19 protein-coding genes are annotated in these 16,083 nt (G+C 39.1%); 8 read left to right on the top strand and 11 right to left on the bottom strand.

Annotated features, from left to right (window positions below; all coding sequences use genetic code 11):
* Nucleotides 1-263: 263 nt before the first annotated feature.
* The gene (locus tag ACOZIR_RS08940; protein WP_310877859.1) at nt 264-1,058 is read right to left on the bottom strand and encodes an AAC(3) family N-acetyltransferase; all 795 of its coding nucleotides are present in this window, start codon (nt 1,056-1,058) and stop codon (nt 264-266) included.
* Between the two features lie 317 nt (nt 1,059-1,375).
* Here ACOZIR_RS08940 and ACOZIR_RS08935 point away from each other — a divergent pair, with 317 nt between their 5' ends.
* Nucleotides 1,376-2,380 carry a DUF3231 family protein gene (locus tag ACOZIR_RS08935; protein ID WP_045293334.1) on the top strand — a complete coding sequence of 335 codons (1,005 nt, stop codon included), beginning with the start codon at nt 1,376-1,378 and terminating at the stop codon, nt 2,378-2,380.
* A gap of 235 nt (nt 2,381-2,615) precedes the next feature.
* Nucleotides 2,616-3,146, top strand: coding sequence for a GNAT family N-acetyltransferase (locus ACOZIR_RS08930; RefSeq protein WP_048018963.1), 531 nt, complete (start codon nt 2,616-2,618; stop codon nt 3,144-3,146).
* A 42-nt stretch (nt 3,147-3,188) separates the two neighbouring features.
* Here the strand turns inward: ACOZIR_RS08930 and ACOZIR_RS08925 are convergent, their stop codons facing one another.
* Complete coding sequence (locus ACOZIR_RS08925; RefSeq protein ID WP_216144819.1) at nt 3,189-3,938, bottom strand: SDR family NAD(P)-dependent oxidoreductase; 750 nt, start codon at nt 3,936-3,938, stop codon at nt 3,189-3,191.
* Nucleotides 3,939-4,137: 199 nt separating this feature from the next.
* Between ACOZIR_RS08925 and ACOZIR_RS08920 the strand changes: the two genes are divergently transcribed.
* Nucleotides 4,138-4,404, top strand: a complete 267-nt coding sequence (locus ACOZIR_RS08920; protein WP_045293340.1) for a hypothetical protein — start codon at nt 4,138-4,140, stop codon at nt 4,402-4,404.
* Between the two features lie 50 nt (nt 4,405-4,454).
* Here the strand turns inward: ACOZIR_RS08920 and cysI are convergent, their stop codons facing one another.
* Both cysI and ACOZIR_RS08910 read right to left on the bottom strand, forming a co-directional pair.
* Complete coding sequence (gene cysI / locus ACOZIR_RS08915) at nt 4,455-6,176, bottom strand: assimilatory sulfite reductase (NADPH) hemoprotein subunit (protein WP_045293342.1); 1,722 nt, start codon at nt 6,174-6,176, stop codon at nt 4,455-4,457.
* 22 nt (nt 6,177-6,198) lie between these two features.
* Nucleotides 6,199-8,007, bottom strand: coding sequence for an assimilatory sulfite reductase (NADPH) flavoprotein subunit (locus tag ACOZIR_RS08910; protein WP_328120671.1), 1,809 nt, complete (start codon nt 8,005-8,007; stop codon nt 6,199-6,201).
* 617 nt (nt 8,008-8,624) lie between these two features.
* Between ACOZIR_RS08910 and ACOZIR_RS08905 the strand changes: the two genes are divergently transcribed.
* Complete coding sequence (locus ACOZIR_RS08905; RefSeq protein ID WP_045293346.1) at nt 8,625-8,807, top strand: YolD-like family protein; 183 nt, start codon at nt 8,625-8,627, stop codon at nt 8,805-8,807.
* Between the two features lie 25 nt (nt 8,808-8,832).
* Nucleotides 8,833-8,985 (top strand): hypothetical protein, encoded by a 153-nt coding sequence (locus ACOZIR_RS08900; RefSeq protein WP_013057796.1) that lies wholly within the window; start codon nt 8,833-8,835, stop codon nt 8,983-8,985.
* A 37-nt stretch (nt 8,986-9,022) separates the two neighbouring features.
* On the opposite strand, the gene ACOZIR_RS08895 is transcribed toward ACOZIR_RS08900, so the two are convergent.
* Both ACOZIR_RS08895 and ACOZIR_RS08890 read right to left on the bottom strand, forming a co-directional pair.
* Complete coding sequence (locus ACOZIR_RS08895) at nt 9,023-10,630, bottom strand: MDR family MFS transporter (RefSeq protein WP_045293347.1); 1,608 nt, start codon at nt 10,628-10,630, stop codon at nt 9,023-9,025.
* A gap of 22 nt (nt 10,631-10,652) precedes the next feature.
* Nucleotides 10,653-11,105 carry a MarR family winged helix-turn-helix transcriptional regulator gene (locus ACOZIR_RS08890; protein ID WP_045293349.1) on the bottom strand — a complete coding sequence of 151 codons (453 nt, stop codon included), beginning with the start codon at nt 11,103-11,105 and terminating at the stop codon, nt 10,653-10,655.
* Nucleotides 11,106-11,263: 158 nt separating this feature from the next.
* On the opposite strand from ACOZIR_RS08890, the gene ACOZIR_RS08885 reads away from it, so the two are divergent.
* Nucleotides 11,264-12,013: a MerR family transcriptional regulator gene (locus tag ACOZIR_RS08885; RefSeq protein WP_328120674.1), complete on the top strand. Its 750-nt coding sequence runs from the start codon at nt 11,264-11,266 to the stop codon at nt 12,011-12,013.
* Nucleotides 12,014-12,078: 65 nt separating this feature from the next.
* Here the strand turns inward: ACOZIR_RS08885 and ACOZIR_RS08880 are convergent, their stop codons facing one another.
* The 4 genes from ACOZIR_RS08880 to ACOZIR_RS08865 all read right to left on the bottom strand — a co-directional run bounded on the left by ACOZIR_RS08880 (nt 12,079) and on the right by ACOZIR_RS08865 (nt 13,619).
* Nucleotides 12,079-12,612 (bottom strand): GNAT family N-acetyltransferase, encoded by a 534-nt coding sequence (locus tag ACOZIR_RS08880; RefSeq protein ID WP_045293353.1) that lies wholly within the window; start codon nt 12,610-12,612, stop codon nt 12,079-12,081.
* 44 nt (nt 12,613-12,656) lie between these two features.
* Nucleotides 12,657-13,028 carry a hypothetical protein gene (locus tag ACOZIR_RS08875; RefSeq protein WP_045293355.1) on the bottom strand — a complete coding sequence of 124 codons (372 nt, stop codon included), beginning with the start codon at nt 13,026-13,028 and terminating at the stop codon, nt 12,657-12,659.
* 42 nt (nt 13,029-13,070) lie between these two features.
* The gene (locus ACOZIR_RS08870; RefSeq protein WP_014459359.1) at nt 13,071-13,262 is read right to left on the bottom strand and encodes a hypothetical protein; all 192 of its coding nucleotides are present in this window, start codon (nt 13,260-13,262) and stop codon (nt 13,071-13,073) included.
* Nucleotides 13,263-13,346: 84 nt separating this feature from the next.
* A complete protein-coding gene (locus ACOZIR_RS08865; RefSeq protein WP_016764777.1) occupies nt 13,347-13,619 on the bottom strand; it encodes a hypothetical protein in 273 nt (90 codons plus the stop codon).
* A gap of 222 nt (nt 13,620-13,841) precedes the next feature.
* On the opposite strand from ACOZIR_RS08865, the gene ACOZIR_RS08860 reads away from it, so the two are divergent.
* Nucleotides 13,842-14,075 carry a hypothetical protein gene (locus tag ACOZIR_RS08860; protein WP_045293357.1) on the top strand — a complete coding sequence of 78 codons (234 nt, stop codon included), beginning with the start codon at nt 13,842-13,844 and terminating at the stop codon, nt 14,073-14,075.
* 15 nt (nt 14,076-14,090) lie between these two features.
* The gene (locus ACOZIR_RS08855; protein WP_045293359.1) at nt 14,091-15,200 is read left to right on the top strand and encodes a GerAB/ArcD/ProY family transporter; all 1,110 of its coding nucleotides are present in this window, start codon (nt 14,091-14,093) and stop codon (nt 15,198-15,200) included.
* 20 nt (nt 15,201-15,220) lie between these two features.
* Here ACOZIR_RS08855 and ACOZIR_RS08850 read toward each other — a convergent pair whose 3' ends face one another.
* A complete protein-coding gene (locus tag ACOZIR_RS08850) occupies nt 15,221-15,937 on the bottom strand; it encodes a CPBP family intramembrane glutamic endopeptidase (RefSeq protein ID WP_045293361.1) in 717 nt (238 codons plus the stop codon).
* Nucleotides 15,938-16,083 lie beyond the last annotated feature (146 nt).

Below are 16,083 nucleotides of genomic sequence, written 5' to 3'. Positions count from 1 at the left end.
TTCTCTCCTTTTTTTCTATACATTTAAATTTTTTAATGAATTTATTTAACACTTGCTTTTTATCTCCATAATTGTAAGACAACCTGACTGAATAAATTCACAGACAAGTGCCATTATGAAACAAGAAACATAAAAAGTAAACTATCTTGCTTAAACGACTGCCGCGCTTTGTTAATATAACGTCTGAACGTGTCGGCGACTCTTGTTTGTCTCACTTCAAGTTGTCTGATATACAGACAACTTAGAAAGCATACAACCGTTCACTATAGCGCTTTCAAATACGTTTCAGCAAAATCGACGGCTTTAGGCATTGAAAAGAAGTATGCACGTGCTGAACCGATTTTTTCAGCTTTTATTCCTTTTGCTTCAATAAACGCTTCACCTATCTCTTCAAACAGCTCTTCTCGAAACTCTAATTCTTTATACGTCCTCCATACTCGCTTTCCTGAATCCATAACTGGAGATCCTTTTTGAATCACGTTTCGATATGGAATCCGATATTCTGCTAGATGAAAAGAAGTATTATTCCCAAACCCGACACCTAATAATAAAACAAAGGCATGTTTTTTGTAAAGCCTTTCAAGAGGAGAATTTTCGCCTAAACTAAATTCAAGGGTATGATCTCTTAAGATGTCTTCGCTGTCCTTTCCCCAAGCGGCGAATGAATACATTGGATGGCTGCTTCTTCTTACGCCAGGATATGTTCGGAACGTTTCTACGATTTGTCCCATCCCGCTTGTTGGCGTGTGGGCTGGATCGTATGCAGGCATCGTTTCCCGAATAGTTTCCCACCACTCTTTTGGTACAGCCGGATTGCCCCATTCTGATGGATCCGAAAGATCGACCGACTGTGATGGCATAACAATCGTTCCTTCCTCTGTCACTGTCTCCATTAAAGCTTGAACAACGGCCACTGAACCTCCGTTTACCCACCCTAATGAAGATAGCGAAGAATGAACCATGATAGTCATCCCTTGTGTTATGCCTAACCTGCGTAATTCTTCTTTTAACGTGTCTTTCGTTCTAGGATGATCTGTTGCTTGGACAATGTGTTTCATCGTAAGCTCCTTACTTATAGGGCTGCTAGAATATGTTGCTGAACTCTAGAAATATATGTAAAACTTATGTTTCCATAATAGTAAGAATAACATCAATTGTCAAATTATTTAAAGTAATAGAAAAACTTAGTTTTATTCATATCAGTTATCCTACAACTGACTTATTGGTAAGGTTTATTCCCTTCAATTATCCTACTATAATAACCGCTACTGAGGTCTTTCAATAAATTAAAAAGAAGAATATTCCTATAAATAAAAGCAATACTAAGGAAGCTATACATATTTACCTATCACTATTTTCAGGAGGAATGTGTACAATGAGCACATCAAAACTTCCGCCGCTCACGTCCTCAGAGCTTGCTAACTTATGGATGACTTATCAGGAAAAAACGATGATTTTGAGGTTCTTAGAATATTTTCTGGAAGATAAACAGGATTACAAAGAACTTTTTGAGCTATATTACAGCCGATCTTTAAAAAGTGTAGCGCAAATAAAAGAAATATTTGAGAACGAAGGCGCTGTTATCCCAATTGGTTTTACGAAAGATGACGTGAATGTAGGAGTTCCTAAGCTATACGACCATATGTTTGAAGTTATGTATATACGCTTAATGTCTCAAATTGAAACAGGACTGTTTGCTTTGCATTCGACCATGTCTTACCGAGAAGATATACGGAATTTCTTTGTAGATGCAACAGCAGAAGCACAGGACATATACAATCAATCCACACAAGTATTGTTAGAAACGGGTGTCATCGCAAAACCCCCATACGTTTCTATGCCGAAGGAAGTTCATTTTGTCCATGCGCAAAATTATATAGGCGGATTGAGCTGGTTTAGCGAAAAAAGATCGTTGAATACCATTGAAGTGTCACTTATTCAACATGCTGTTGATACAAATCTTGTAGGAATGCAGCTGATGATTGGTTTTGCTCAAGTGGCCAACAACAAAGAGGCACAGCAGCATTTTGTCAGGGGTATGAAGCTTTCGAAGAAAATTGAAACAGAATTAGGTGATATTTTACGCCATAGCTACATAGAACCTCCGGCTACTCATGCTGGAAAAGCGACGAATTCAACCGTTCCTCCTTTTTCAGATAAGCTGATGATGTACAATACGAGTCTTTTGAGTACGTTCGGTCTGGGGAGTAACGCCTTAGGAGGAGCCTTTAGTTTAAGAAGTGATTTGCCATTAAAGATGCTCCAGCTTGCAAAAGACATTTACAGTTTGGCAAAAGAAGGCGGAAAAATTATGATTCAAAACGGATGGCTTGAAGAGCCTCCTCAAATTGAAGATCGCAATCAGTTAACCAAAAAATAGGTTCTTTGCTACAGGAAAGCTAGCTGCTAAACGTGCAGCTAGTCCTATTTGTTTTTTTAGTATACTGTTTTTGCTACCCTTACATAAAAATTGTTTGCGTTATTTAGAAGCTGTTCCTATCTTTTTCCTAGTCATTTAGCTCATATCTCTACTTAATTTATAACAGAAAAATAAAATAAAAGGGATTTTTTCCAAGCTGCCGAAATCTTTCTATATAAAATAGAAAGGAGAAAAATTGTTTCCTATTCTTTCTACACCTCGCACTAAACTGCGTGAAATAACAGAAGCGGATGCAGATACTATCTTTGACTGCTTTTCTCAGGAAGAAGTTATCAAATATTACGGGCAAGAAAAATTCACAACTTTCCAAGAAGCTTTGGTGCTGATTGATATTTTTGCTGAAAACTACAGAAATCAAAAAGGTTTGCGATGGGGAATCGAACGGCTCGATACGGGGGAACTAATCGGGACAGTTGGATTGAATCAGTGGAACCAAAAGCATAAGCGCGCGGAAATTGGCTATGAGCTACACCCTCAGCACTGGAGTCACGGCTATGCTTCGGAAGCTGCTTCGGCTGTTATGGCTTATGGATTTGCTACCCTTCAGCTAGTGCGGATTGGAGCTGTTGTGTTTCTTGAAAACAAGGCATCTCAGCACGTGCTTGAAAAACTCGGATTTCAACAAGAAGGAGTGTTAAAAAACTATATGTATCAAAACGGAAAAGCTCACGATACGTTTGTATATAGCTCCCTGCCTCCTACATAGTAAAAAAAGGATTCTTTTCTTAAAAAGAATCCTTTTTTTATTTTATTTAAATGCCGCATACCCATCATCAGCCATGATGACGCTGCCGTTTACAGCTCCCGCTTCTTCTAAAGAAAGCAAATAAACCATATCTGCAATTTGTTTTGGTGTAGTGAGCTCTCTGCTCATCGTTTTCGCTTTCATTCCTTCAATCATACCGTTGTCTTTATAGCCTTGAATAATAGGCGTATCAACAAACCCTGGCGCAACGGCGACGACGCGAATACCGTATTTAGCGAGATCTAGCGCAGCTGACTTTGTCATCATCACAACAGCTCCTTTTGTTGCGTGATAAGCATAGGTACCGGGTGAAGCTAAGAAGCTAAAAATAGATGCCGTATTAATAATGACGCCTTTAATACCTAACTCTCTCATTTTCCTGCCCGCTGCCATAATTCCATATGTAACGCCGTGCTGATTCACATTAATAATACGGTGATATTCTTCTAGGTCTTGATCTAAAATAGATGTAGGGCGTCCAATCCCTGCATTGTTAAACATCACATCAATTCGTCCAAATTTGTTCACCGTTTCCTCAATCAGTGCTTCCACTTCTTCAAACTTGGTGACGTCCGTTTGCACAAATAAAGCGTGGCCACCAGCTTCTTCAATTTTTTGAAGAGTCTCTTTTCCTTTTCCTTCATCATAATCAGCAATGACCACCGCGTCTCCTTTTTGTGCAAACTTTAAGGCAGTTTCTTTGCCAATTCCGCTTGCTCCCCCTGTAATAACCGCTACTCTTTTTTGGTGCATGTTTCTCCCTCCTTGATGAAAATTCCTTTCTTTTACATTATAGCATTCTTTTTTTCTACCAGCCGTTTCTATTCATCACCTTATTGCTATGAAATTAGTTAAGTTAGGCATAGTTGAACGCCTTTTTTACTAAAAATCAGCATGTGTACAAGCAGTCTGTCATTTTTTGCATTTACTATAGGGTAAGGAGGTGATGGCTATGCATGAACACACAGGTAATGTATCTATCCCGCGTCCTCCGGATGTGGTGACAATTCTGTGGGAGCGGAATCCTTTGGATAGACAAGCTCCTCGTACTGTCGTAGAAGCAACAGTAATCGGCAGCGCAAATCCTTGCGGACGTTTGTTAGCTCAAGGTCAGCGCTACCGAAGTGCAGCACATTGTTTACTTGATCACGGCTTTGAACAAATTACCGCTGAAAGATTGGGGGTATTTGGAGTAGCTGTATTTGTTAGAGAATATTAAAATAGAAAAAAGGACCTTTCTGTAAGTTTAGAAAGGTCCCTTCATACGTATTATGCGTGGAAATTCGTGCCGTCTGTTACAGCTTCGATTACACCAGCGCGGATGACAAAGTCACCAAAGTGCTCGCCTTCTTCTCTCTCTTTTGCGTAGCGAGGAAGTAAGACGCGCAGTTCGTTTAAAATTTCTTCTTCACTGATATTTTCACGGTACATTTTGCTTAAGCGGCTGCCATCAAATGCTGCTCCAAGATACATATTGTATTTGCCCGGTGCTTTACCGATAAAAGCAATTTCACCTAAAGCAGGACGTGCACAGCCGTTAGGACAGCCCGTCATACGAATAGTGATTTCTTTATCGCGAAGGCCGTTTTCATCTACAATTGCTTCAATTTTCTCAAGAAGAACTGGGAGATAACGCTCAGCTTCTGCCATCGCAAGCCCACAAGTCGGAAGCGATACGCAAGCTAATGAGCTGCGGCGAAGAGCCGAATAATGCTTGCCGTCAGTTAATCCATATTGTTCGATAAGGTCACTAATTTGCTTTTTATTTTGAGTTGATACGTTCGCGATAATTAAATTTTGATTGGCCGTTAAACGGAAATCACCGCTATGAACTTTTGCAATTTCACGAAGACCCGTCATAAGCTTATAGTCTTCAAAGTCAGCAATACGTCCACCTTGAACAAAAAGAGTAAAGTGCCATTTTCCTTTCACACCTTTTTCCCAGCCGTAGCGGTCTCCGTTATGATCAAAGTGATAAGCTTTTGCTTCGTCTAAGCTCCAGCCCAGACGATTCTCAAGCTCTTCTTTTACCGTTTCTAATCCAAGGCGATCAACCGTGTATTTAAAACGCGCGTTTTTACGCACAGAGCGGTTTCCATAATCACGTTGAATCGTAATGACTTTTTCCGCTACTTCTAGAATTTGGTCAGGTCGACAGAATCCAATTACTTTTGCAAGCTGAGGGTAAGTTGCTTTATCTCCGTGCGTCATACCCATACCGCCGCCGATTGCTACGTTAAATCCAACAAGTTTCTCGTCTTCTAAAATGGCAATAAAGCCAAGGTCTTGTGAATACACGTCAATATCGTTAGACGGCGGAACAGCTACGCCAATTTTGAATTTTCTTGGCAGATATAGCGGACCATACATTGGTTCCACTTCTTCTTCCACTTCCGGTGTGCTAATCACTTTTTCTTCATCTAGCCAAAGCTCGTGGTACGCTCTTGTACGAGGCAATAAGTAATCACTTAATTTTTTTGACCATTCGAATACTTCAGCGTGTACTTCTGACTGATACGGATTCGGATTGCACATTACGTTACGGTTTACATCTCCGCAAGCTGCAATTGTGTCTAATAAAGAAGCATGAATTTCTTGAATCGTTTTCTTCATGTTCCACTTTAAAATTCCGTGCATTTGGAACGCCTGACGAGTCGTCAGCTTTAACGTTCCATTTCCGTATTTTTGTGCTAAATCATCCATCACTAGCCACTGCTCTGGTGTTGAAACACCGCCTGGCGTACGGACGCGAAGCATGAATTGGTAAGCTGGCTCTAGCTTTTGTTTTTGACGTTCATTACGCAGATCTCGGTCATCTTGCAAGTAGCTTCCGTGGAACTTCATCAAACGATTATCGTCTTCAGAAATACCTGAGCTAATGCGGTCTAGCATTGTTTCTCCTAATGTACCGCGCAAATAATTACTTTCATCTTTTATGCGCTCAACGTCACTTGGAGGACCTTCGGGCGCTTTTAAAATTTTGTTTACCATGTTGAAAATCTCCTTTCAATCCTCAGTATACATCACGCTGATAACGTTTTTGTTTCTTCATTTCAGCAAGGTAACCTTCCGCCTGTTCACGGCTCATCTTGCCTTCTGTTTCGATAATTTCAACTAGCGTGTTGTGCACGTCGCGTGCCATATTTGTTTTATCTCCGCACACATAAAAAGATGCGCCTTCTTCTAACCACTGGAATAATTCTTTGCTATGTTCGAGCATACGGTTTTGTACGTATACTTTTTCTTCTGTATCACGTGAAAACGCCACGTCCATTTTTGTCAGTACGCCATCTTTTAACCACTTTTGCCATTCTGTTTGGTAAAGGAAGTCTGTTACGAAGTGCTGATCTCCAAAGAACATCCATGACTTGCCTTTTGCTCCTGTTTCTTCACGCTCTTGCATAAATGAGCGGAACGGAGCCACACCTGTACCAGGTCCTACCATGATAATCGGCGTTTCTTGATCTTGAGGGAGCTTAAAGTTTTTATTGCTTTGAAGGTATACAGGAATCGTATCGCCTGGCTGCAAACGTTCTGAACATAGGACTGAACAAACACCTTTACGCTCGCGCCCATGCGCTTCGTAACGTACAGCTCCAATTGTTAGATGAACTTCATCAGGGTTTGCTGATAAGCTGCTTGCAATCGAGTAAAGGCGCGCTGGCATTTTGCGTAAAATGGCTACAAACTCTTGTGCCGATACGTTCCATGGGCCGAAGTCACGGACTAAGTCAATCACATCACGACCTTGTGTGTATGCTTTTAATTCCTCGCGATTTTCTACAAGTGCTTTTAACTTATCGTTTCCAGTAAGCTCAGCTGCTTGCTTTAAAAGCGGTTTTGTTAAAACCGTAATTTCAAAATTAGAGATTAACGCTTCTCTAAGAGGACGCGTTTCTCCTTCTTTATTAACCGTTACACCTTCACTTGCATCCCACTTGAATTCGTTAAGAAGAAGATCAACAAGCCCCGGGTCATTTTCAGGATAAATACCTAAACTGTCTCCTGGTTCATACGTCAAGCCTGAACCTTCTAGGGATAGTTCTAAGTGTCGCGTTTCTTTATTTGATCCGCGGCCGTTTAAGTTTAGGTTCTCAAGCACTTCTGCTTTAAAAGGATTTGTTCTTGAATATGGTGAAGTTCCTGCAGGAGCTTCCGCCGGAACAGCTGCCGAAGCGCTGTGTCCTTTCGCTTCGCTTAATCCGTCAATAACACCTTTAAGCCATTTATTTGCGGGTTCTTCAAAATCTAAATCACAGTCAACACGCGGATACAGTCTTTCACCGCCAAGTTCTGCTAAGCGCACATCAAATTCTTTTCCCGTTTGACAGAAAAATTCGTATGAGCTGTCTCCAAGCGACAAGACAGAAAAACGGAAATTCTCAAGCTTTGGCGCTCGACGGCCGTGAAGAAATTCGTGGAAAGATAGCGCGTTATCAGGCGGCTCTCCTTCTCCATGTGTACTTACAACAATTAATAAATTTTCAAGTTTCTTTAAAGTATTTGGTTTGAAATCATTCATAGAAGATACAGTTACATTAAAACCTTTTGCTTCAAGCGTTTTGCCTGTATTTTCAGCAAGTCCTTGAGCATTTCCTGTCTGTGATCCGTAAAGAATCGTTACGTCTTTTGAAACTGTCTGCTTCGTTTGAGCAGGCGCTGCTGTAGAAACGTCTGGCGTTCCTTCGGCAGACGTAGATTGAGCTGCTGTTAAATAACCGCTCAACCACATTTTTTGTGCTTCTGTTAATGTCGGCAGAAGGCGATTAAGCAAATCTGCTTGTTCTTGATTAAAAGGGCTGTTTACTACCTTAAGTTGCAACACTGTCCACCTCACAAAAATATATAATTTAAATATGTATGCTTTTACGAATCATCTTCAACAACATGTAATACCTGTGTCTAATTAATCAATGATGTTTCCCTTCATACATTATTATTCCTATAGATTATATCAAATTTAATTATATAAATCATTAGAAAATTCTTATCAAATTCGTCTACCTGCATTTTATCGGAGAAGAATAAATTAGTAAAATACATATAATTGATAACTAGTATTAAGATAATTAATAATTGAACCTGTAGTTACGTTTTTTATAAACGCGTTTCCTTCCATATTTGTTCATTCTACATCCTTCACAGGAATATGAATATTTTGTAATTTTTAGAGAAGTTTTGTAGAAACGGTTTTCTTTCTCATCAGAATGTTACATAATAAATGTAACATTAATCCTTTTAAAAAACACTATACGGAAAAGACAGTATATTCTGAAATTTAGGACAGTTTATAGGTGGGCTAGTAACCTTTTATTCATCTATTCATACATGTTGAAGAATATAAAGGGAAGCTTGCAGTACATACAATTCCCTTTTGCTCATCTCAAATGAAAGGACTGGCTTTTAAATCAGGTAATCTTTTTTAAGGAGGCTTCTTGAATGTTTTTACGAGAATTAACGAAAAGTGGGACGGTAACTGTTTCTTACTATAAAGATGGAACGTTGCAAACGTGCAAAGGCCGCGTGCACAACTTAAATCTCCATCAGCAAATTCTATCCGTAAAAGACGAAAATGAAGCCGTTGTTTCCCTTCAGCTTTCTGATATTAAATCCATTCATTAGTATGTAAAATTAAGGAGGAATTACCATGTGGAAAGACAATAAGCAAGCGCTTACAGATTTTGTGTCGGAAGATCGTTTTGAACTGAACTTATATTTAACGTATTTGCTTGATCAAATTTCGTATGACACGTCCAAACAATCCCCTTTTCTTCGCAAGCCTAATGAAACAACTAGTTAATAATATAGAAAAAAGCGCACAAATTTGTGCGCTTTTTTTAATGTGATGGTTCTACTTCAGCAATGCCTTCTTCTGGTTTTTCTTCGGCTTTTTTATTTGAAAGCTTGATCTGCCTTAAGAACAATGTGCATACCGCCCCTAAAACAATAAAAGCTAAGCCCATGAAAAAGACGCTGTGCAATGCGCTCATTAGCGAGGTCTTCAAAATTGGCACAATGCTGTCTGAAAGCACAGCTGGGATATTCTTTAGCGCCTCAGGGCTAAACAGCATCTGCAGCACACTTTCAGGGTTCGTATCAATCGCTTTTTTAAACCCGTCTGCAAAAGCACTTGCTTGAGCAGGCAATGAGTTTAAATATGGAACGAGTTTGTCAGTAAGAAGCGTACCTGATTTTGCATTCATCACCGCTCCTAAAATGGTAATACCGAACGTTCCTCCAATTGAACGGAAAAATTGACTTGATGATGTAACCACGCCGAGCTCTTCTTTTGAAAAGCTTTCTTGAAGAGCAAGTGTTAAAATTGGCATTACAAGACCCATTCCTAAACCGATTACGGCCATATAAGAAGTAGCAACAAGCTTGCTAGTGTGAAGGTCTAATGTTGTTAACAAAAAGAACCCTCCTGCCATAATGAGCATACCAGTAACGATTTGAGGCTTGATACCAACTTTATAAACAAGCTGACCGCCAATAATACTCGTTACAATCATTGAAATCATCATTGGTGTCATAATGGTACCTGATTCTGAGGCACTTACTCCAACGATTCCTTGCATAAAGAACGGAACAAACGTAATGGCTCCGAACATACCAATGCTCATAAAAAAGCCAATGATATTTAAAAGCGTAAACGTTCGGTTCTTAAATAAATACATCGGAAGAATCGGTTCTTTAGCTTTCGTTTCCACAATAATAAAGCTTATGATCCCAGCAACGGCAAGGGTAAATAGACTAATAATTTGCCAAGAGTTCCAGTCGTAGTCTTTTCCTCCAAAGCTCAGGGCAAGAAGCAAACTTACTACTCCAATAACCATGGTGAACATACCGGCTACATCGAATTTCACCGGTCCCGTGTGTTTCTTTCCTTGAAGTCCAAGCGCAATAAAAACGGTAGCGAGTATTCCTACCGGCAAATTGATGTAAAACACCCATTTCCAGTTCAGTGAATCAACAATCCATCCGCCAATTTGCGGACCGATGACAGAAGCAAGACCGTAAATTCCTCCGAATACTCCTTGAAACTTTGCTCGTGCTTTTCCTGTAAATAAATCACCGATTACAATCATTGCCATCGGCATCATAACGCCGCCGCCAATTCCTTGTAATGCACGGAATAAAATAAGCTCTGTCATGTTATTTGCCATTCCACATAAAGCAGAAGCGACCATAAAAATAATAAGTCCTGTCACATAAATCACTCTGCGTCCTACTAAATCAGCGAGCTTCCCTGCAATCGGAACAACCGTTGTCGACGTTAACAAATAGGCAGTTGTCAGCCATGTCATCATGCTTAAACCACCAAGATCTCCTACGATTCTTGGCATAGCTGTTCCGACAATGGTTCCATCAAGTGCAGAAAAGAACATCGCAATAATTAACCCAATTAATAAAAGCGTGCGCTTTGAGTTTTTTTGATTTTCCATCGTGTGTCTCTCCTCTTTTTTGTTACTGCTGCTTATCTTTATAAGAAGCAGCTGATGTTGCAAGCTTTTTCGTAATAGAAGCCATCATAGAAAGCTCTTCTTCTGTTAGATGCAAAAGGTAGCGGTCCATAATGGCTTTTCGACCATTCAGCACATCTTCAAGCTTGCGATGCCCAAATTCCGTCAAGGTAATATCAACGACTCGTCTGTCCTCTTTATTATGTTCTCTTAGGACAAAATTGTGCTGTTCAAGACGATCCACTAAAAGAGTCACGGCGCTCGGTTTTACATCCATTAGCTCTGCAATTTGAGAAACCTTACTGCTCCCTACTTTCTTTAAATAAGAAAGAACGAATAATTGCGTAGGAGTCATCTCATGCTTATTTAGACTCTCCATCATTTCGGGCTGCATTTTTTCAAATAGCACTTGAAGCGATGAACGAATCTCCCCAAGATACTGATTGCTTTTTGTCACATCTATTCCTCCAGGCTTGCTTATTTATTTCATATTATAAATAGTTAATGCTAATTAAATATAAATGCATATAAACTAAAAGTCAATTATTTCTTTTTTAGTATTGACCCTTACGCTGCGTTATATTTTATAGTAGATTTCAGAAAGGAGATGAAAGAATGAACAGAAAAGTAAAAGAAGTTGCTGACTTAGTAGGAATCAGCGTCCGCACTCTGCATCACTATGACGAAATCGGGCTATTAAAGCCTGATGGCATTAGTGAATCCGGCTACCGGCTTTATTCACCGGCTAATCTCGATATGCTTCAGCAAATATTATTTTTTAAAGAACTTGGCTTCCCTTTAAAACAAATTCACGAGATTATTACAAATCCAACATTTAATCGCACAGAAGCACTAATACTGCAAAAAAACATGCTGATTGAAAAACGCAGTCGTCTCGACCAAATGATTGCAACGATTAATAAGACGATTCAACATGAAGAAGGAGCGATTGAAATGAACGAAAAAGAGCGGTTTAACGGACTGGACTTTTCTCATAACCCGTACGAAGAAGAAGCACGGAAGCGCTGGGGAAATCAGCGGGTAGATGAAGCGAATGAAAAAGTACAAAGTTTCTCACAAGAAGAACAGCAGCATATGTCAAACGAATGGGAAAGTATCTACACTCACTTAGCTTCGCTTCGTGATCTGTCACCATCCTCTACAGAAGTTCAAAAAGCTATTGCGATATGGTATCAATTTTTAAATGAGAACTTTGGAACGTATTCGTTAGAAGGCTTTAAAGGTCTTGGAGAGATGTATGTGCAAGATGAGCGATTTACAATCAACATCGATCGCTACGGAAAAGGATTAGCGAAATTTATGAGCGAGGCAATGAGTGCATTTGCTGATGCTAAAAAACAATGAATAAATCCGAACGATTCATCGTTCGGATTTTCATTCACTGAACATACTTTTTTCTCAGCCTCTTTTTATAAGTGAAGACCCATAAGCATTGTATTATAGTACACGCCATTTATATAGGTGTCTTTTTCTTTTAATCCTTCTGTTTGAAACCCTAGCTCCTTGTATAAAGAAATAGCTCTTTGATTATCTTCTCGCGTCACAAGTTCGATTTTTTTTGTTTGTTTATTCATACGTGCCCATTCAATCAGCTCAATCATTAGCTGTCTTCCTAACCCTAGCCCGCTATAAGATTTCTCTACCACGATACCAAGGGTACCCACATGCTTATTACGCGGGTTTTGGGAAGAGGTGATGGATGCAATACTAGTGATTTCTTCTTCTTTTTCAGCCACGACTATAAGAGAATTTTGCTCTTGTTTTACAGAAGCTAAAAACACTTCATACTCTGAAACTGGTCTAAGAAACTCCCCTTCTCCGAATGAAAGAAAATCACTTTCTCCTCCCACTCGATTGTAAAAAGCAATCATTTTCTCTGCATCTTTTGATTCTGCTTCTCGAATGGTGACGCCTATACCATTCTTTAATGTACGTAAACTCATATACCTATCTTCCTTTTAGTTATTCTTGTTTGCCTATATGGGTTTTAGCGCTGTTTTTCTCTCCACTGACCTAACCACATGCGATTTCCTAAAGCCGTAAAATCATTTTCGTCGGCGTAGCGTTCAATGACGGAAAGCGCGTTGTCCTCAAGCATTGGTGAATAGCTCATAATTTCTAAAATATGATGTGCAGCCCATAGGTCAATTCGATAAGTAGGATCCGTCAGCAGTGTTGAAAATTCAAACAGCATGCCTGGATAGTATAAATGAATGAGCTGCGCAATTTTTTTCATATCTTCTGCAGCTCGGTTTCCTTTTCTTACAGATTTTTTATCTCGATAATCGATTTCATAATGAATTTTAGCGCTTTTTTGATAAAGATCAACTAGCGTTTCGTACGTACGATGTTTTTGCATTTCTCATCTTCCTTTGCTTCTAGATTTCCTCGTTTGAAGATGCTATAGTTCATTTTTAGGTTTCATATATTCAAATAAATGCAGCAAAAATATGATGCTTCCGCCAATGCACATCACAAAACTTAACGTAGCAGGATACTGAATAAAGAAACCGACAACACCAAAAATCAGCATAGCAAGCGCTCCTATCATCATAAACAGATGATAAGCCGGTGTATTTTCTTCATTATTCATACATAACTCCTTTTCACTATTTTTTAAGTTATTAAAAAGATATGACACTTCTTTTGGACTATGATCTTTTATTTTGCTGTCGATTTATTTCTTTAGCTTAGCACGAAGTAACGTGAGAAGGCCTCCTCCAAACATGACGCCACCCACAATTTGATACAGGTGGATGTAGCTTTTTACCGTTTCAAGATACAGATCTGTGTCTGCATTCCCTTTACTTTCTAGCCATCTTTGGCCCATTGCCTGACCCGTTGCAACGCTTTTTAACAAAACGACCAGGCCTCCGAGCATGACAACAGCTGCGATCATAAGCTGTACCTTTTCTTTGTCATCTAGCATTTTTTTGAATTCGTCTGCCATCTATCTCTCTCCCATCCTTACCTTGTTATGTATCTACTTGTTTGTAATCATGCTGTTTTTTCTCTATTATAACGCTTAACTTGGTCATTATAACACGGTTTTGCACTGCCTTTAGTCTTACTTTTCATAAATGAAGCCATCTTGGGTGATACTATTTTTGAAACACAGGCGTCTTTAACATCCCTTCATTATTTTTGAAGGGTTACTAATTGAGGTTGATACATGCTTATATTTTTAGGGATTTTTTTACTTTGTGCAGCTGTTTGTTTAGTAGAAATACCTTATTTAAAAAAAGTGAAAAGTAAAAGAGAAAAGCGAATTTTTTGGAGTTTGTTCACAGTAAGTATGTTGATTGTTAGTTTAAAATACGGCGGTGTGGAAATCCCCAACCCTGGAGACGGCATTGCTTTTTTATTAAAGCCTTTTAGTGATTTTTTGTTCAGTCTGTTGAAGTAAAAGGAAGTGAACAACGTGCATAGTCAGATGAAATTATCCGCAGCACAGTTTCGAATACTCGTGATTTTTTATAGTTTAGGCGACACTATTTTAGTCGTACCTGGAAGCTTAACGGCTGATTCTAAACAAGAGGCATGGATTCCAGCTATTTTAGGTGTAGGTGTAGGCGTTTTTCTTGTATGGATGTATATCAAACTCTCTAGCCTTTACCCGAATAAAACCCTTATAGAACTCAACGAAGCCATTTTAGGCAAGTGGCTAGGAAAGTTTGTCTCTCTTTTATTTGTCGCTTCTACTCTTCTTTTTTGCAGTCAAGTTTTGTTTTACGTGGGCTCGTTTCTAACAACTCGCATTATTATTCAAACGCCTATGCTTGCTGTTCATATTTTGTTTATGGGAATTGTGATTGTCGGCGTTCGGCTTGGCATTGAAACGATTGCCCGCTGTGCTGAAATTCTTTTCCCTTGGTTTGTTATTCCGTTTTTAATCTTAGTTTTTTCGATCTTTCCTCAAATTCATTATGAGAATTTACAGCCGTTGTTAGAGGTAGGCGTTAAACCTATTATCAGATCCATTCTGGTCTTTACAAGTATTACTTCTCTCACTTTTATTGTATTGCTGACCGTTTTCCCTGCTCACGTAGCGGAACCTGATCAGCGAAATCGCGCTTTTTTTACAGGAAGCTTAATCGGTGGAGGCATTATGATTATTATTTTATTACTTGGCATTCTTGTACTTGGAAATACGTATACACGTATCGCTTTATATCCAAGCTATGAGCTTGCAAGGCGTATCGAAGTGGCCGATTTTCTGAAAAACATTGAAGTAATCATGGCCATTATGTGGTTTTTATCTCTTTATTTCAAAACGTCTCTCTACTATTATGCGACCGTTTCCGGACTCGCTCAAATTCTTGAATTAAAAAACTACCGAATTTTAACTCTTCCGCTGGGCGTGATTGCCGTTACATTTTCACTTATCGTGTATCCAAGCATTCCATATGAACAAACGTGGGACAGAGATACGTGGATTCCGTACAGTCTGTTATTTGGACTATTTTACCCTCTTGGATTATTAATTGTTGGGAAAATTCGCGTAAAGCATTCGGCGTCTTTATCCAAATAAAAAAGCCGCTTAAGCGGCTTTTAAAAGAATACAGTTATACTCACTAATCCATTCCACAGCATATGTAAAATCATAGATGGGAAAATAGATTTTGTTCGATAATAAATAATGGCAAAAACAAGTCCCATTACAGTAGCTGTAATTGGGAAACCGATATGTAAAAGGCCGAATACAAGAGCGGAAACGAAAATGCCTACAAGCACGTGATGACGTTTAGTTAAAAAACCACATAAAACACCCCGGTAAAGCAGCTCTTCTTTAATAGGCGTAATGACTGCTACACTTATAAAAAATATCCAGCTCGAAAGCAGCGTTTGATCAAAACTGCCTTGATTTAAATCTTTTTGCTGCTGATCTGCGCTTTCTAAACTTAAAAATGAGAGCATCACGTACTGCACCGCAGCTACAATTAAAAAGCCTACCAAAATATATACATACGTTTTTCTTTCTTTTAATACCGTGACGTTCCACATAGGTTTTAAAAATCTGCGCACCGGTCTGTACAGCACCGCAACCCCTAGAAAAAACGCCGCGTCTACCAGCAGAGCATATGGTCCTTCTAATAAAATCCCTGTCATATTTGAACCCGTAACTTCATCGTAAATAGCTACGCTAATTCCGGCTATGATTTGCAGTCCAAAGCCCAACACGATAAATAGAAGCAGCGTGAAGTAAGTAAACTCTTTTTTCTTTTTAGACTTTAAAACTGGTTCTGAATTTGTTGATAACGTACTCAAAATAGCAACCTCCAAAAATGATTCTTTCTCTCTAGTGCTCTCAAAATTCTACCATAAACTCCGTGTAATTATGTTATTTTTTAGGAAAAAAGTTATATTTTTTCACATTTTATACACAAAGGCAGGACTTCAAAAGATAAATGCGC

Origin of the sequence: Priestia sp. D3YE.R1 (assembly GCF_049199565.1) — a bacterium.
Classification (GTDB): domain Bacteria; phylum Bacillota; class Bacilli; order Bacillales; family Bacillaceae_H; genus Priestia; species Priestia aryabhattai.
Note: the sequence above shows the minus strand (reverse complement) of the source record. Positions and strands in the feature narration are given on the sequence as shown.

Bases quoted from the DNA above. Each gene is read 5' to 3' on its own strand.
- ACOZIR_RS08940 (WP_310877859.1), bottom strand. From the start codon at position 1,058: ATGAAACACATTGTCCAAGCAACAGATCATCCTAGAACGAAAGACACG.
- ACOZIR_RS08935 (WP_045293334.1), top strand. From the start codon at position 1,376: ATGAGCACATCAAAACTTCCGCCGCTCACGTCCTCAGAGCTTGCTAAC.
- ACOZIR_RS08925 (WP_216144819.1), bottom strand. From the start codon at position 3,938: ATGCACCAAAAAAGAGTAGCGGTTATTACAGGGGGAGCAAGCGGAATT.
- ACOZIR_RS08920 (WP_045293340.1), top strand. From the start codon at position 4,138: ATGCATGAACACACAGGTAATGTATCTATCCCGCGTCCTCCGGATGTG.
- cysI (WP_045293342.1), bottom strand. From the start codon at position 6,176: ATGGTAAACAAAATTTTAAAAGCGCCCGAAGGTCCTCCAAGTGACGTT.
- ACOZIR_RS08905 (WP_045293346.1), top strand. From the start codon at position 8,625: ATGTTTTTACGAGAATTAACGAAAAGTGGGACGGTAACTGTTTCTTAC.
- ACOZIR_RS08900 (WP_013057796.1), top strand. From the start codon at position 8,833: ATGTGGAAAGACAATAAGCAAGCGCTTACAGATTTTGTGTCGGAAGAT.
- ACOZIR_RS08895 (WP_045293347.1), bottom strand. From the start codon at position 10,630: ATGGAAAATCAAAAAAACTCAAAGCGCACGCTTTTATTAATTGGGTTA.
- ACOZIR_RS08885 (WP_328120674.1), top strand. From the start codon at position 11,264: ATGAACAGAAAAGTAAAAGAAGTTGCTGACTTAGTAGGAATCAGCGTC.
- ACOZIR_RS08880 (WP_045293353.1), bottom strand. From the start codon at position 12,612: ATGAGTTTACGTACATTAAAGAATGGTATAGGCGTCACCATTCGAGAA.
- ACOZIR_RS08875 (WP_045293355.1), bottom strand. From the start codon at position 13,028: ATGCAAAAACATCGTACGTACGAAACGCTAGTTGATCTTTATCAAAAA.
- ACOZIR_RS08870 (WP_014459359.1), bottom strand. From the start codon at position 13,262: ATGAATAATGAAGAAAATACACCGGCTTATCATCTGTTTATGATGATA.
- ACOZIR_RS08865 (WP_016764777.1), bottom strand. From the start codon at position 13,619: ATGGCAGACGAATTCAAAAAAATGCTAGATGACAAAGAAAAGGTACAG.
- ACOZIR_RS08860 (WP_045293357.1), top strand. From the start codon at position 13,842: ATGCTTATATTTTTAGGGATTTTTTTACTTTGTGCAGCTGTTTGTTTA.